The sequence below is a fragment of the Promicromonospora alba genome, assembly GCF_042654905.1.
Lineage (GTDB): Bacteria > Actinomycetota > Actinomycetes > Actinomycetales > Cellulomonadaceae > Promicromonospora > Promicromonospora alba.
Genome location: NZ_JBHSFI010000009.1, coordinates 111,002 through 126,171 on the forward strand (window position 1 = coordinate 111,002; position 15,170 = coordinate 126,171).

Below are 15,170 nucleotides of genomic sequence, written 5' to 3' on the forward strand. Positions count from 1 at the left end.
TGGTCGAGCCTGTCGAGACCCGGCGCCTCAGTACTCCAGCGCCGCCAGCACCTCGGCCCGGTTCGGGCCGGCCGCGTCCAGCACCACCCGGCCCGGCCGTGCGCTGAGCACGACTACGCGGTCGGCCAGGGCGAGCGCCTCGTCGACGTCGTGCGTCACGAGCACCACCGCCCGCTGCCCGACGCCGGGAGCCGGGCTCCCGACCGCGGCGCCCGCCAGCCCCACCCCCGCGAGCCACTCGTTCATCCGCCGCCGTGTGATCGGGTCGAGCGCGCCGAACGGCTCGTCGAGCAGCAGCACCGGCCGCCCGGCCAGGCACGTCCGCAGCAGCGCGAGCCGCTGCCGCATGCCGCCCGACAGCTCGTGCGGCCAGGCCCGCTCGAAGCCGCTCAGGCCGAACGTCTCGAAGAGCTCGGCGGCGCGCGCCTCGGCGTCGGGCCGCGGGACCCTGGCGATCCGGGCGCCGAGCAGCGCGTTGGACCATGCCCGGCGCCACGGCAGCAGCCCGTCCCGCTGGGGCATCCAGGCGGTAGCGGCTCCGCCGTCGGGCAGGCTCGGGACGCGCAGCGTGCCGGAGACCGCCGCGCCCGGCGGCAGCATGCCGCCGAGCGCACGCAGGAGCGTCGACTTGCCGCACCCCGACGGCCCGACGACGGCGACGAACTCGCCGTCGGCCACCGCCAGCTCCACGCCCTCGAGAGCGGCGACGTCACCGAACCGGACGCTCAGCCCGTGTGCGGCGAGCACGCTCACGGCTGGTCGCCCGCCCCGCCCGGGAGGAACTCGTCGGTCCAGGCCGCCTCGGTGTCGAACCCGGACTCCGTAAGCCCTTCCTCCTCGAGGAACGAGACGAACCCGTCCCACACCTCGGCCCGCTGCGTGCCCCAGTCGCCCGACGCGTACTGCGGGCCCAGCCACAGCGCGCTCGCCTCGACCAGGTCCGGGTCGAGCTCGGGCGCCGCCTCCAGCAGTGCCTGTGCCGCACGGTCGGGGTCGGAGGCCGCCTCGTCGTACCCGCGCGACAGCGCCGCGAGGAACCCGCGCGCGACGTCGGGCTCGTCGTCGAGCAGGGAGCGGGACGTCGCGACCAGGGGCGTGTACCAGTCGGGGATGCAGTCGAAGTGGTCGCGGAACGCGATGGTCTCGACGTCGAGGCCGTCGATCTCACCGAGCCGGACGGTGTCCCACGCGTCGAAGACCCATGCCGTGTCGAACTGGTCCTCGGTGAGGCCGATCCGGAAGTCGTCGCTGACCAGAGGCGTGAACTCGACCTTGGCGGGATCACCGCCGTCGCACTCCACGAGCTTGCTGATCAGCGCCTTCTCCAGGTCCGACTCGTACGAGCCGTAGCGCTTGCCCTCGAGGTCGCGGGGCCGGGTGATGCCGTCCTCGGACAAGCTGATCAGCGACGACGTGTTGTGCTCGATGACCGTTGCCACCGAGACGACGTCGGCCCCCGCCGCGCGTGCCGGGACCAGGCCCTCCGCGACGGAGTAGGCGAAGTCGGCCTGGCCGGCCGCGACGAGCTGCAGCCCGGACGTCTCGCCGGGCTCGATGATCTCGACGGTGAGCCCCTCGTCCTCGAACCAGCCCTCGGCCTGCGCGAGATAGAGGCCGGAGTGGTTGGTGTTGGGCGTCCAGTCGAGGACGACGGTGACCTTGCGGAGGCTGTCACCGTCGTCGTCGACCAGGAACTGCGGGTCGTTCGGGAGGCCGGCGCCGCAGCCGGCGAGCGCCAGGGGCACCACCGCCGCGAGAGCGGTAGAACGGAGAAGGAAGGTCGGGGAGGACTTCATGATTTTCCTCTCTGCCACGGCGTCGCGACGCGCGTGAGCACGGCGACGAGGGCGAAGAACAGGCCGGACAGCAGGGCGATCAGGACGACGCCCACGAAGATCTGGTCCACGGCGTAGGCCTTGCGGGACCGCTGCACGAACACGCCGAGCCCGGACTGCCCGGCGAGGTACTCGGCGACGACTGCCGCGCCCACCGCGTACGTCGCGGCGACCCGCAGGCCAGCGAGCGCCCCCGGGATCGACGCCGGCAGCCGGACCAGCAGGAACTGGTCCAGACGGGTACCGCCGAGACCGGCCACCATGTCGGCGTGCTCGGCGTCGACCGCGCGCATGGCTGCCACCGCCGAGACGAGCACGGGGAAGAAGACGGTGAGCGCCACCAGGATGATCTTGGGCAGCAGGCCGAAGCCCGTCCACAGGATCATCAGCGGCGCGAGCACCACCACCGGCACGGTCTGCGTCAGCACGACCAGCGGGTACACGGCGTCACCGGTCACACGCGAGGCGGTGACCAGGATGCTCAGGACGAGGCCCGCGACGGTACCGAGCACGAGCCCGGCGACCGCCTCGGTGAGCGTCGTCAGGACGTGCGGGCCGAGCAGGGGCGCCACCTCGACGGCGGTCCGCGCCACCTGCGACGGCGCCGGCAGCACGAACTTGGGCACGCCGGTCAGGCGCACCGCCGCCTCCCAGACGGCCACGAGAACGACGACGGTGAGGAGCGGGGCGATCACCCGCCCGGCCCCCCGCCGTCGGACGCCCTTGCTCACGCCCGGAACTTGGAGATGAGCTCCGAGATGCTGGGACCACCGGAGTCGGCGGTCTCGCTGACCTTGATGTTGGACTGGACGCCGTCGGCGCCCGCCTCGATCGTCGCCTCGTGGACGGCACGCAGCAGCGCCCACACCTCATCGGGGTTGCCCTGCACGAACGTGCCCATGGCGCCCACCTCGTAGGTGAGTCCGGACGCCTGGATGACGGCGATGGCGGCGTCGACGTACGCGTACTTCGCGTCGGGCGTGCCGCTGGGGCGGGGAGAGACCTGGATCTCGGCGAGCATGTGCGACCTCCGTGCACGGGCACGCCAGAGGTCGCCGGTTCCTGACGGGGGGCGCCGCCGCGTCCCCCTTCGGGGACAGCATCGACCGAACGCCCGCGCCGTCAGGCACGTCCTTCCGCTGGCATTACCCAGTTCAAGTGATCGGGTCGACGGCGTCGGGCGCGATGCCCAGGCCATACCTCTCAGCCCGGCTACCCCGAGCTCCCCGCGTTGGCCAGCACACCGTACAGCTCCGGCTCGCGGGGAGGAAAACCGCCGTCACGACAGGGACTACTCCCCCGGGTACCTCAGGCCGATCTGCTCGCGGATCGTGTCCAGCGTGGCCATGATCGCTACCGTCTCCGCGCGCGGGAGGAGCGGGCTGTCGAGCTCGCCGGCCGCGACCAAGCGCTCGGCCTCGGCGGCCTGGAACTGCATGCCTCGGCCGGTGATCTCGGCGGTGAACGTCTCGGTCTCGGTGCCCTCGACGTCGTACACGCGGACCGTCGTCTGGCTGTACCAGACGGCGTCGATCTCGATGCGTCCCTCGGTGCCCAGGATCGAGGCCCGGTTGGGGCCCCTGGTGTCGGACGCCGAGACGGTGGTGGCGACCCGGGCGCCGTCGTACCCGAAGATCGTGGCGATGGTGGCGTCCGCGCCCGTCTCCTTGAACGTCGCGTGCGACTGCACGGTGAGCGGCTCACCGAACAGGTCCCAGGCGAACGAGACGGGGTAGATGCCCAGGTCGAGCAGCGAACCGCCGCCGAGCGCCAGGTCGTTGATGCGGTGCGCCGGGTCGTCCGGCAGGTCCTGGGTGTGGTCCACCATCAGGGTGCGGACCTCGCCGAGCACACCCGACGCTATGACCTCGCGCACGCGCGCCATGTGCGGCAGGAACCGGGTCCACATGGCCTCGAGCGCGACGAGGCCCTTCTCCTCAGCGAGGTCCATGACCTCCTGGGCCTCGGCCGCGTTGAGCGTGAACGGCTTCTCGACCAGCACGTGCTTGCCGGCCTCCAGGGCCAGCTTCGCGGCCTCGGCGTGGAACGGGTGCGGCGTGGCGATGTAGACGATGTCGACCTCGGGGTCGTTCACGAGGTTCTCGTACGAGCCGTGTGCCGTCCGGATGCCGAAGCGGTCGGCGAAGGCACGCGCCTTCTCCAAAGACCGGGACCCCACCGCCTGCACGGTGAAGCCGTTGTCGTTCAGGTCTGATGTGAAGCTCTCGGCGATCCAGCCGGCTGCCAGGATGCCCCATCGCAGGTGTGTCATGCGTTCGAGCGTAGTGCCCTCACCGAGACGCCGAGGTGGAGGTCCGCGAAGTAGAGCGCCTGTCCGGGTTCCCCGGCGATACTGGGGAGACTCGGACAGGCGCTCTACTTCGCGAGACCCTGGGTCAGTTGACCTGGATGGTCATGTGACCCCTCTTGGTGTCCTGCGTGAGGACCTTGATCGTGGTGCCGGTGCCACCGACGATCACCGAGTTACCCGGGCTGCTCTTCTTCCAGTACGCCTGGGGGTTGGTGTCGTCGAACGTCCACACCGGAACCTGCTTGTCCTTGACCAGGCGGGTCAGCTCGGTCTCCGACACCTCGCGGTGCAGCGAGATCTTGTCGGTCCGCTGCAGGCCGAACGTCGCGTCGAAGGACTGGATCCGGGGGCGGGCGATCGTGCCGTCCGACCACTTCATCACCTGCGGACGCGCGTCGACCGGGAGCGCCTGGCCGTGGCCCGGGTGCTGCGACACGTTGTTGTCGCTGTACCGGCTGTTCACGTACCAGATCAGCAGGCCGTCCTGGTAGGGGTGGTGCTCCACCCGGTTGCTGTTGCTGAAGGTCCAGCCGAAGTTGTACGGGCCTTCCTTCAGCGTCGCGTCGTACCCGCCGTACACCCGGTTCTCGGCGACGTAGTAGTGGGAGAACTCGACCTCGTAGGTGCCGTCGGCACCGACCGTCTGGAAGCCGTCGACGGTCCAGTCCGACGAGTCCTCGAAGTCCTCGCTCAGCGCCGTACCCACTGCGACGGTGTCCACCAGGAAGCCAGTCTCGGTGGTCCCGCCGTCGGTCGAGTAGCGGAACCGGACCGACGCCGTCTCGCCGGCGTACGCGGAGAGGTCGGCCGTCAGGTCGACCCAGGCGCCGTCCGAGCTGCCGGTGATGCCGTTACCGGGGTTGGTCCCGTTCGGGTCCTCGTCCGTCGAGAGGTTGGTCGGCAGAGACGTCCACGAGCCGCCGCCGTCGGTGGAGACCTCCGCGAACGCGTAGTCGAAGTCCGCCTCGATGGCGTACTGGACCTTGGCGGTCAGCGAGCCGCCCGCCGGCACGGTGAACGACGGCGACGCGATCGTGTTATTCAGGTCGTCGGCCTTGCCGGAGTAGACGAACTGGCCGTCGACCGGAGCGACCCCCAGGTCCTCCTTCGAGACGCCGTCCGGCAGGTTCACGATCGCCGCCTGCTCGCGCGTGGTGGCGTGGTACGACGGGCCGAGCTTGACGCGCTCGGTGTCACCCGGCTCCACCACCTCGTAGTCGAGCCAGCCCAGGAACAGCTTCTCGGTGGCGCCCATGTGGTTCGGCGTCGTGCCGATGGTGCCGTCACCGTGGCCCATCCACGAGCCGTTGCTCATGAGGGTCCAGAAGCCGGTGCCGTTCTCGCCGCCGTCGGTGTCGTAGTAGTCCGGCAGGCCGAGGTCGTGGCCGAACTCGTGCGCGAACACACCGAGGCCACCGTTCTCCGGCTCCGTGGTGTAGTCGCGGATCCAGAGGTCGGAGTCACCGATCTTGATGCCGCCGACCTTCGCGAAGTCGGCAGGACCGTCGGTGCCGACGCCGCCCTGGTTGACCGCCCAGCGGTGGGACCAGATCGCCGACTCGGGTGCGCCGGCCTCCTCGCCCTCACCGGCGTGGATCGCCTGGAAGTGGTCGATGTAGCCGTCCGGCTCCGATGTGATGCCGTCGCCGTCCAGGTCGTAGCGGTCCCAGACGTCGAACGACTTGAGGTACGCGTCGATCTCCTCGGCGGTCTTGCCCGCCGCGACCTGCTGCTCGTACCAGGCGTCAGCGGTGTCCTGGATGAACCGCGTCATGTCCTCGCCGGACTCGGTGGTGCCGTAGGACGCGGTGCTGTGCGGCACGGTGACCCAGTCGGACACGTCGCCCTGCAGGTCGAACCGGCCGGACGACATCTCGTCGTAGATGCCTGCGAACGACTCGCCGTCCTGGTCCTCCAGGCCGGTGAAGAACATCTCCTTGTAGTGCTCGCTGGAGAAGTCGGGCTCCCAGTAGCTGGAGTTGTCGCTGCGCACCGGCTCCGGGATCTCGTTGTGCACCGGGCCCGCAGGGGCGTCCGGGTAGCGCTCGTCGGCCTGGTCACCGAACTCGACGAGGATGCTGAAGAGCTGCGCGGTCTCCTCGACGCCGTACTCCACGTACTCGCGCGGCGAGATCTCCACGACCTTCGACGCACGGTCGCCCTTGCCGCGGATCTCGACCTTGGCCTCACCGGTGGCGACCAGGTCGACCGCGCGCTGCCGCTTCTCGGTCTGCTTCTCCGCGAGCGGGTCGGGACGGTTGTCCTCCTTCGCGGGCGCCGCCTGCGGCGGCACCTCCTCGGCGGATGGCGCTGCCGAGGCGGTGATCGGTACCAGGGCCGCGGAGAGCAGCAGGGCAGCTCCCACGCCGACGGCACAGATGCGTTGGTTCATATTTCCTCCGTGAAGAGTTGCGGCGTCCGGGACGAGGAGGTGATTCGGGTCGCCGGACCTGCGGGACACCTTTGTCCCTGGAGGAGGAAACCAGGGAAATATTACGACAATGTTGCCTGGGACACACGAATGGCTCACGATCCACGTCTGATATTGGTACATCGAATCGGTCCGACGCCGCGTAGGTTGGTCGCCGTTGGCCGGGCTCGTTCGTCGTCCGGGTGCACCCACGCCCACCGAGCAGCCGGAGTACAGCATGACCTCGAGCAGACCCGTCGCCGCAGCGCGCTTCGCCGCACCGCCCGTGGACCAGCGCCGGGCGGTCATCGCCCTCTTCGCGCTCTCCACGAGCGCCTTCACCTTCGTCACCGCGGAGAACCTGCCGGGCGGCCTGCTCACCCTCATCGCCCCTGACCTGGGCCGCAGCACCTCCGAGATCGGGCTGCTGGTCAGCGCCTACGCGGCCGTCGTCGTCCTCGCGTCGCTGCCGCTCTCGCGTCTCACGCGCCGGTTCCCGCGCCGCTACGTGCTCGCGGCGACCACCGCGGTGTGCACGGTCGGGACCCTGTGGTCGGCGGTGGCGCTCGGCTACGCCGACCTGATGGCCGCTCGCATGGTCACGGCGCTGGGGCAGGCACTGTTCTGGTCGGTGGTGACGCCGGCCGCAGCGAGCCTGTTCGCACCCGCCGTCCGCGGCAAGATGATCGCGCGGCTCGCCATCGGCAACTCGCTCGCACCGCTGCTCGGCGTGCCGCTCGGCACCTGGGTGGGCCAGCAGACGAGCTGGCGCACCGCCTTCCTGATGTTCTCGGTGGTGAGCCTCCTCGCGTGCCTCGCGATGGTCATCGCCATGCCGAACGTCGACGCCGAGGAGAGCGGCACCGCCCGCGGCACGCACCCCAGCACGCGCGGCTTCGTCGTGCTCATGGTGGTCACGGTGCTGCTCGTGACCGGCGGGTTCATGATGATCACGTTCGTCACCCAGTTCGTGCTGGAGACGGCGGGCTTCCCCGACCGGTACCTGAGCGTGCTGCTGCTGGGCCAAGGGGTCGCGGGCATGGCGGGGACGCTGCTGACCGGCCAGGTGCTCGACAAGCGGCCGTGGCAGACGATGCTCGTCGCGCTCGGCCTGCTGACCGGGTCGCTGGTGCTCCTGTGGGGCCTCGGCCACGTCCCGGCGCTCGCCCTGGTCGGGCTTGCCCTGTTCGGGCTCGCGTTCAGCGCGCTCCCGCCCGCCCTGTCGTTCCTCTCCATGCGGGTCGCCCCGGGCGCCACCGAGTCGGCGACCGCGATCTCGAGCTCCGTGTTCAACCTCGGGATCGGCGGCGGGGCGGCGCTCGGGGCGTTGGTGGTCGCCACCGTCGGAGTCAGCACGGTGCCCCTGGTCGGGGCGGTGTTCGTGCTGGCCGCACTGGCGGTGGTCGCGACGGACCTGCGGCTGACGGCGCGAGACGCCGCTGCGTAGCGCCCTACTTCGCCGGGCCCTACTCCGCTACGCCCTTGAGGCTGCCCGTGACCGGCTCCTCGGAGCTGACCACGCACTGCAGGGTGCGGTCGTCGAGCTGGTCCCAGGTGTCCTTGGTCGGGAAGAATCCGGTGTACCCGTACACCGACTCGTCGTAGGACAGGCCGACGAACTTCTCGAACTCGGCGTAGCACCACTCGTCGAACTTCTTCGTCACGGCCTCAGCGCCCGGGAACTCGTTGCCCTCCATGATCAGCTCGGCGTAGACCTCACCGGTGTGCGGCTCGGCGCAGGGCACCACCGGCACCGACTCGACCTCGAACTCGTCGCCCTCGGAGGAGTCGCCGTAGCCGGGGAGCGCCAGCAGGTCGATGCAGTCGCCCTTCAGGATCTCGAAGGCGTCCGCCTCCGCGGAGGCGGTGATCTCGCCGCCGGGCTCGTCGCGCGGGGCGTCACCGCCCGACGTGATCTCGTCCAGGATCGCTCCGCAGCCAGTGAGCATCGTGACGGAGATGGTCACGACGGCGGTGGCGGCGGCGAAGCGGAAAGCTCGGTTCATCGACTCTTCCTCAAGAAGCTGCGCGACGGCGAACGCCGTCGCCGCGCGGCCAACTGGCCGCCCGGGAAAACTACCGTTATGAACCCCCTGTGCAGGGCTGTTCATACACAGTTCACCCGGTCGAACCGACTCGGCCCTACGGTGGCTGACGCGGACCACCCGCACAGCACCCCCATGCACGGCAACCGTGACATCGCGGAGCACGGCACCCGAAGAAGGAGCAGTCATGCGAGCCAGTACCCCAGTGCGCCTGACCAGCGCGGCCGCAGCAGCGGCACTGCTGGCCGGAGCGTTTCTCGCCTCGGCGGGCACAGCGTCGGCAGGCACGGCCACCGTGGGTGCGCCCGCGGCAGACACGGACCGGACCAGCGCCGGCCACCCCGGCGCCGGCCACCGGACCCTGCGCGCCGCCACGTACAACCTGTCGCTCAACCGGGCGACGGAGGGTGAGCTCGCCGCCGACCTGTCCACCGGCGACGACGTCCAGGCGGCGACCGTCGCAGAGGTCATCCAGCACGCGAACCCCGACATCGTGCTGCTCAACGAGTTCGACTACTCGGGCGACGCCGACCCGTACGCCGCGGCGGACCTGTTCCGCGAGAACTACCTCGAGGTGCCGCAGGGCACGGGCAAGCCGGTGGAATACCCGTACGCGTTCGTCGCACCGTCGAACACGGGCATCCCGAGCGGGTTCGACCTGAACAACAACGGGTCGGTCGGCGGGGGCGACGACGCGCTCGGCTTCGGCCTGTTCCCGGGGCAGTACGGCATGGTCGTGCTCTCGAAGTACCCCATCCAGCACGACCGCGTGCGGACGTTCCAGAACTTCAAGTGGCAGGACATGCCGGGCGCGCTCCTGCCGGACGACCCGGCGACCGCCGCACCCGCCGACTGGTACTCGGCCGAGGAGCTCGCGGTGCTGCCGCTCTCGAGCAAGTCCCACTGGGACGTGCCGGTGCGGGTCGGCCGCGAGACGGTGCACGTGCTGGCCGCGCACCCGACCCCGCCGTCGTTCGACGGTGCCGAGGACCGCAACGGGCTGCGCAACCACGACGAGATCCGGTTCTGGGCCGACTACGTGCGCGGCGGCTGGCGCTCCTGGTACCAGTACGACGACGAGGGCCGGCACGGCGGGCTGCGTCCCGGCTCGTCGTTCGTGATCGTCGGCGACTACAACGCCGACCCCGTCGACGGCGACTCCGTCGACGCGGCGATCGACCAGCTGCTGCGCCACCCGCGGATCACTGACCCGAAGGCGACGTCGGCAGGCGGGCCCGAGGCCTCCGCGCTCCAGGCCGGCGCGAACCTGACGCACCAGGGCGACCCGGCGTTCGACACCGCCGACTTCGCCGACACGACGCCCGGCAACCTGCGCGTCGACTACGTGCTGCCGTCGCGTGACCTGCGCGTCCGGGACGCCGGCGTCTTCTGGCCGGTAGCCGCGGACCCGCTGTCGCGGCTGACGGGCGTCTACCCGTTCCCGAGCAGCGACCACCGCCTCACCTGGACCGACCTGAAGCTCTGACCCGTTGAGTGCGGGATTTTCGCCCCTCCGGCCCTGTCCGGACGGCGAATATCCCGCACTCAACAAAGTTTGCGCGGATACGCTTGCGCGGTGCCTGACGCCCTGACTCCTTCAGAGACCGCCCCCTCTACCGCAGAGTCCCCCCTGACGGCGCGCCGCCCGATCGAGCGCACCTTCCACGGCGACACCTTCATCGACGACTACGAGTGGCTGCGCCGCAAGGACGACCCGGACGTCGTCGCGCACCTGGAGGCGCAGAACACCTGGACGCTTGCCCAGCAGGAACACCTCGCGCCGCTGCGGCAGACCCTGTTCGACGAGATCAAGGGCCGCACCCTCGAGACCGACCTCTCCGTCCCGTCGCGCGACGGTGACTGGTGGTACTACGCCCGCACGGTCGAGGGCCAGCAGTACCCGATCCACGCGCGCTACCGCGCCGCGGGACCGGACGACTGGACGCCCCGCGTGCTCGAACCCGGCCAGCCGGTCCCTGGCGAGCAGCTGCTGCTGGACCAGAACGTCCAGGCCGAGGGCCACGACTTCTTCGCGCTCGGTTCGCTCGACGTGTCCGACGACGGCGCCCGGCTGCTCCACGCCACCGACACCGCGGGCGACGAGCGCTACACGCTGCGGGTCCGCGACCTGGCGACCGGCGAGGACCTCCCGGACGAGGTGCGGGACACCGCTCCGGGCGCCATGTTCTCGCCCGACGGCGAGCACATCTTCTACCTCACCGTCGACGACGCCTGGCGGCCGTGGCGGGTGTGGCGGCACCGGCTCGGCACTCCGTCGTCCGACGACGTGCTCGTGTTCGAGGAGCCGGACGAGCGCTACTGGGTGGGTGTAGGGCTCTCCCGGTCGAAGAAGTACCTCCAGATCGAGCTCGGCTCCAAGGTGACGAGCGAGTCGTGGCTGCTGGAGTCCGACAACCCGACCGGCGACTTCCGCGTCGTGTGGCCGCGCCGCGAGGGCGTGGAGTACACGGTGGAGCACGCGGTGCTGCCCGCCTCGATGGTCGAGCCGTCCTCGCTGTCCGAGCCGCCCTCGCTGATCGACCCGCCCTCGGCGGACGCGCCCCCTTCGCTGGTCGGGCTCTCCTCGCCGGTCGAGCCTGTCGAGACCCGGGATGTCCTCCTGATCCTGCACAACAAGGACGCGCTGAACTTCGAGCTGGTCAGCTCACCCGTTCCCGCGCCCGGCGACACGGTGACGCCGGAGGCGGCGACCGTCGTCGTGGCACACGACCCGGACGTGCGGCTGGAGGGCGTGAGCGCGAGCGAGCGCTACCTGGTGCTCTACTACCGCCGCGGGGCGATCTCCCGCTCGGCGGTCCTGTCGTTGGTCGAGCCCGCCGGTGCCTCTCAGGTCGAGCCTGTCGAGACCCCCCAGCTCAGGACGCCCCAGGCCACCTGGAGCTTCCAGGAGATCTCGTTCGGCCAGCCGCTGGAGTCGGTCGGCGCGGGCGTCGGTGTGTGGGAGCAGCCCAACCTCAAGGTCGGCTACACGTCGTTCGTCACGCCGCAGTCGCTCTACCTGTACGACGTCGCCTCCGGCGAGCGCGTCCTGCTCAAGCAGCAGCCGGTGCTCGGCGGCTACGACCCCGGCGACTACGACCAGCGCCGCGAGTGGGCGACGGCCGAGGACGGGACCCGCATCCCGATCTCCCTCGTCTGGCGCAAGGACAAGGTGCGGTTCGGGGTCTCGACAGGCTCGACCACCGAGGTGGGTGCGGCCGGCGAGGCGGGTGCGCCGGCGGAGCCAGCGCCCCTTCTCCTGTACGGGTACGGCGCGTACGAGTCCTCGATCGACCCGTACTTCTCGGTTCCGCGCCTGAGCCTGCTCGACCGCGGCGTCGTCTTCGCGATCGCCCACGTGCGAGGCGGCGGCGAGATGGGCCGTGTCTGGTACGACGACGGCAAGCTGACGGCCAAGCGCAACACGTTCACCGACTTCGTGGCCTGCGGCCGGCATCTCGCCGACACCGGCTGGACGGCGTCCGACCGCATGGTGGCCGACGGTGGCAGCGCGGGCGGGCTGCTCGTCGGGGCCGCCACCAACCTGGCGCCCGAGCTGTTCGCGGGTGTGCTGGCCGGTGTGCCGTTCGTGGACGCGCTGACGTCGATGCTCGACCCCACCCTCCCCCTGACGGTCACCGAGTGGGACGAGTGGGGCGACCCCCTGCACGACCCCGAGGTGTACGCGTACATGCGCTCGTACACGCCGTACGAGAACGTGGCCGACGACGCATCGCACTACCCCCGGATCCTCGCCACCACCAGCTTCAACGACACCCGCGTGCTGTACGTGGAGCCGGCGAAGTGGGTGGCCCGGCTGCAGGCGGCGGGCGCGCCGGCGATGCTGAAGATCGAGATGTCGGCAGGGCACGGCGGCGTCTCGGGGCGCTACTCGGCGTGGGAGCAGATCGCGTTCGAGCACGCATGGGTCCTGGACGTCCTCAACCTGGCGAACCACTGACCGAAGGACTGCCGAAGTAGAGCGCCTGTCCGAGGCTCCCTGGTGTCGTCAGGGAGCCTCGGACAGGCGCTCTACTTCGGCGGCCTGGCTCAGAGGTTCGCCTTGGCCGCCACTACTCGGGCCGCCGCCGCGTCCACCTTCGCGGCGAAGTCCGGGTCGTCGCGCGCCGCCTTGATCAGCGCGTCCACCATCGCCGGGGCGACCGACGGCCGCGCCGAGGCGAGCACCAGGTCCACCCCGGCGTCCACCGCGCGGACCGCACGCTCGCCCGCCGGCACACGTGCGACCTGCACCGCCGCCGACAGGTCGTCGGAGACGATGACGCCGTCGAACCCCAGCTCGCGCACCAGGCCCACCACGGTGGGGCTGAACACCGCGGGAACCTCGGGATCGATCCGCGAGTAGATCGCCGACGACATCATGACCAGGCCTGATCCCGCCTCGATCCCGGCGTCGAACACAGCGACCGACGGAGCGTCCGGGCCCGTGACCGTGTCGGTCACCCCCGCCGTGTCATCGGTGTTGCCCGCGACCCGGCCCAGCCCGGGGAAGTGCTTGATCGACGTCTGGACGCCCGCATCGCGCTGACCCTGCGCGAACGCGTTTCCGTGCGTGATGACGGACTCCGCGGTGTACCCGTAGTTCCGTCCGAAGAAGCCGATGGGCGCGTTCGACGACGCGTCGGCCTGCGGCACGAGGTCCAGCACCGGCGCGAGGTTGAGGTTCACGCCTGCGGCGGCGAGCTCGTCGCCCCAGACCTCTGACCGCTTCCGGAGATCGGCCGCCGCAAGCGTGGCCTGGTCGAGCGCGCTCGGGATGTCGCTGAAGCCAGGGCCGCGCAGCACCTGTACGGCGCCACCCTCCTGGTCGGTGGCCACGAAGATCGGCTCCCGTTCCCGGGCCGCCGCGTCGACGGCGGCGTCCACCAGGTTCTTCACCGGCTGCCGGCCCGCCTTGGTGCGGCCGTGCAGGAACACGCCACCGATCTTGTCGTCGCGGAGCATGTCGAACGTCGGCTGGAACGGGCCGGCGACGGGCAGGCCGACCATGAGGATCTGGCCTACCTTCTCCTCCAGGGTCCAGCCGTCCACCAGCGAGAGGTCGGGCTCGCCCGGGGTCGGCTCCGGCGTGGACCGCGCGGTCGGCGTGGGTACTGGCGTCGGCGTGGGTAGTGGCGTCGGCGTGGCACTGGTCGTCGGCTCCCCCGGCGACGCACTGCTCGGCCCAGGGCTCGGCGCACTGCTCGGCTGCGCATCCGTCTGGGCAGGTCCGGGGAGCGACGTCGGATCAGGCTCCCCCGTCAGGCCGGAGCAGCCGGCAGTCAGGACCGCAAGCGTGAGAACCGCGGCGACGACGGAGTCGCGCGGGCGAGAACGGGTCATGGCCCTCAGTCTCACCCCATCGGGGGCGGTGTGTGCAGTGAGGGTTCCCGGACCGGTCTGCTCAGACCGCGCCGACGAGCGCCCGCACGAACCCGTCGACGTCCGCCTCCGTGGTGTCCCACGCGCACATCCAGCGGACCTCCACGCGGTCCGCCGTCTCGCCCGGCGCCCAGTCGTAGAACCGCGCGTGGGTACGCAGCCGGTCGGCCGCGGCGCGGGGCAGCGTCGCGAACACGACGTTCGCGTCGGTGGGGCAGGTGATGCGGACCGTCTCGGTCAGCCCCGCCGCGTCGATACCCGCCCGCAGGCGCGTGGCCATCCCGTTCGAGTGCGCGGCGTTCCGCAGCCACAGCGGCGCACCCTCCCCCGTGCCCGACGTCGGCGTGCCTGGCTCACCGAGCAGCGCCAGGAGCTGCGCCGACACGAACCGGGTCTTCGACGCGAGCTGCATCGTTGCCTTGCGCAGGTACGGGACGGCCTCGCCCAGGTCCGCCGATGCGCCGGCCACGCTGCCGCCGTCGGACAGCACCACCACCGCCTCGCCCAGCATGCCGCCGTTCTTCGCGGCCCCGAAGGACAGGACGTCGACTCCGACGTCGGTGGTGATCTCCCGCAGGCCGACGCCGAGCGTGGTCGCCGCGTTCGCGAGGCGGGACCCGTCGACGTGGACCAGCAGGCCCGCCGCGTGGGCGGCGTCGGCGAGGAGCTTGAGGTCAGCAGGCGAGTAGACGGTGCCGAGCTCGGTGACCTGCGTGAGGCTCAGGACCGCCGGCTGGGCACGGTGGACGTTGCCGAGGTCGCCGGCGTAGCGGTCCACGGCGTCGGGCCCGATGCGGCCCGCCACACTGGGAACCGCCAGGATCTTGAGGCCGCCGACGCGTTCCGGAGCGCCGTTCTCGTCCGTGTGGACGTGCGCGACGTCGCTCGCGATCACGGCGCCCCAGCGTGGTGCTGCGGCCATGAGGCTGATGACGTTCGCACCGGTGCCGTTCAGCACCGGGAAGATGCGGGCGCGCTCACCGAACACCTCGGCTGCCCGGTCCTGGAGCCGGGCGGACACGGGATCGTCGCCGTAGGACACGGCGGGACCGTCGTTCGCCGCGACGATCGCGGCCATGACCTCGGGGTGGACGGGGGCGTAGTTGTCAGAGGCGAACTGCTGCACCCGGCCATTCTCCTCCCGTTGCCGAAGTAGAGCGCCTGTCCGGGTCTCCCTCAAGGTACGA

At 70.9% G+C, this 15,170-nt stretch carries 12 protein-coding genes; 3 read left to right on the forward strand and 9 right to left on the reverse strand.

Going from position 1 to position 15,170, the window contains the following annotated elements; genetic code table 11:
* Nucleotides 1-27: 27 nt before the first annotated feature.
* The 6 genes from ACFO6V_RS25955 to ACFO6V_RS25980 all read right to left on the reverse strand — a co-directional run bounded on the left by ACFO6V_RS25955 (nucleotide 28) and on the right by ACFO6V_RS25980 (nucleotide 6,538).
* Nucleotides 28-753: an ABC transporter ATP-binding protein gene (locus ACFO6V_RS25955; protein ID WP_377141462.1), complete on the reverse strand. Its 726-nt coding sequence runs from the start codon at nucleotides 751-753 to the stop codon at nucleotides 28-30.
* On the reverse strand, nucleotides 750-1,796 hold the full coding sequence (locus ACFO6V_RS25960; protein ID WP_377141465.1) for an ABC transporter substrate-binding protein: 1,047 nt from the start codon (nucleotides 1,794-1,796) through the stop codon (nucleotides 750-752). Before ACFO6V_RS25960 ends, ACFO6V_RS25955 begins: the two co-directional genes overlap by 4 nt.
* Nucleotides 1,793-2,566 (reverse strand): ABC transporter permease, encoded by a 774-nt coding sequence (locus tag ACFO6V_RS25965; RefSeq protein WP_377141468.1) that lies wholly within the window; start codon nucleotides 2,564-2,566, stop codon nucleotides 1,793-1,795. Before ACFO6V_RS25965 ends, ACFO6V_RS25960 begins: the two co-directional genes overlap by 4 nt.
* Complete coding sequence (locus tag ACFO6V_RS25970; protein ID WP_377141470.1) at nucleotides 2,563-2,856, reverse strand: thiamine-binding protein; 294 nt, start codon at nucleotides 2,854-2,856, stop codon at nucleotides 2,563-2,565. The genes ACFO6V_RS25965 and ACFO6V_RS25970 overlap by 4 nt, the downstream gene beginning before the upstream one ends.
* A gap of 270 nt (nucleotides 2,857-3,126) precedes the next feature.
* Nucleotides 3,127-4,107 carry a Gfo/Idh/MocA family protein gene (locus ACFO6V_RS25975; protein ID WP_377141473.1) on the reverse strand — a complete coding sequence of 327 codons (981 nt, stop codon included), beginning with the start codon at nucleotides 4,105-4,107 and terminating at the stop codon, nucleotides 3,127-3,129.
* A gap of 124 nt (nucleotides 4,108-4,231) precedes the next feature.
* The gene (locus ACFO6V_RS25980; protein WP_377141476.1) at nucleotides 4,232-6,538 is read right to left on the reverse strand and encodes an immune inhibitor A domain-containing protein; all 2,307 of its coding nucleotides are present in this window, start codon (nucleotides 6,536-6,538) and stop codon (nucleotides 4,232-4,234) included.
* A 256-nt stretch (nucleotides 6,539-6,794) separates the two neighbouring features.
* On the opposite strand from ACFO6V_RS25980, the gene ACFO6V_RS25985 reads away from it, so the two are divergent.
* Nucleotides 6,795-8,003, forward strand: coding sequence for an MFS transporter (locus tag ACFO6V_RS25985; RefSeq protein WP_377141479.1), 1,209 nt, complete (start codon nucleotides 6,795-6,797; stop codon nucleotides 8,001-8,003).
* 19 nt (nucleotides 8,004-8,022) lie between these two features.
* Here ACFO6V_RS25985 and ACFO6V_RS25990 read toward each other — a convergent pair whose 3' ends face one another.
* Entirely contained in the window at nucleotides 8,023-8,562 is a 540-nt protein-coding gene (locus ACFO6V_RS25990; protein ID WP_377141481.1) for a septum formation family protein, read from the reverse strand.
* A 226-nt stretch (nucleotides 8,563-8,788) separates the two neighbouring features.
* Here ACFO6V_RS25990 and ACFO6V_RS25995 point away from each other — a divergent pair, with 226 nt between their 5' ends.
* Together ACFO6V_RS25995 and ACFO6V_RS26000 are read left to right on the forward strand one after the other, a co-directional pair.
* The gene (locus ACFO6V_RS25995) at nucleotides 8,789-10,087 is read left to right on the forward strand and encodes an endonuclease/exonuclease/phosphatase family protein (protein WP_377141483.1); all 1,299 of its coding nucleotides are present in this window, start codon (nucleotides 8,789-8,791) and stop codon (nucleotides 10,085-10,087) included.
* Between the two features lie 90 nt (nucleotides 10,088-10,177).
* Entirely contained in the window at nucleotides 10,178-12,562 is a 2,385-nt protein-coding gene (locus ACFO6V_RS26000) for a S9 family peptidase (RefSeq protein WP_377141486.1), read from the forward strand.
* An 89-nt stretch (nucleotides 12,563-12,651) separates the two neighbouring features.
* Here the strand turns inward: ACFO6V_RS26000 and ACFO6V_RS26005 are convergent, their stop codons facing one another.
* Together ACFO6V_RS26005 and ACFO6V_RS26010 are read right to left on the reverse strand one after the other, a co-directional pair.
* Complete coding sequence (locus ACFO6V_RS26005; RefSeq protein ID WP_377141488.1) at nucleotides 12,652-13,944, reverse strand: glycoside hydrolase family 3 N-terminal domain-containing protein; 1,293 nt, start codon at nucleotides 13,942-13,944, stop codon at nucleotides 12,652-12,654.
* 61 nt (nucleotides 13,945-14,005) lie between these two features.
* Nucleotides 14,006-15,109, reverse strand: a complete 1,104-nt coding sequence (locus ACFO6V_RS26010) for a threonine aldolase family protein (protein ID WP_377141490.1) — start codon at nucleotides 15,107-15,109, stop codon at nucleotides 14,006-14,008.
* Between the last annotated feature and the right edge of the window lie 61 nt (nucleotides 15,110-15,170).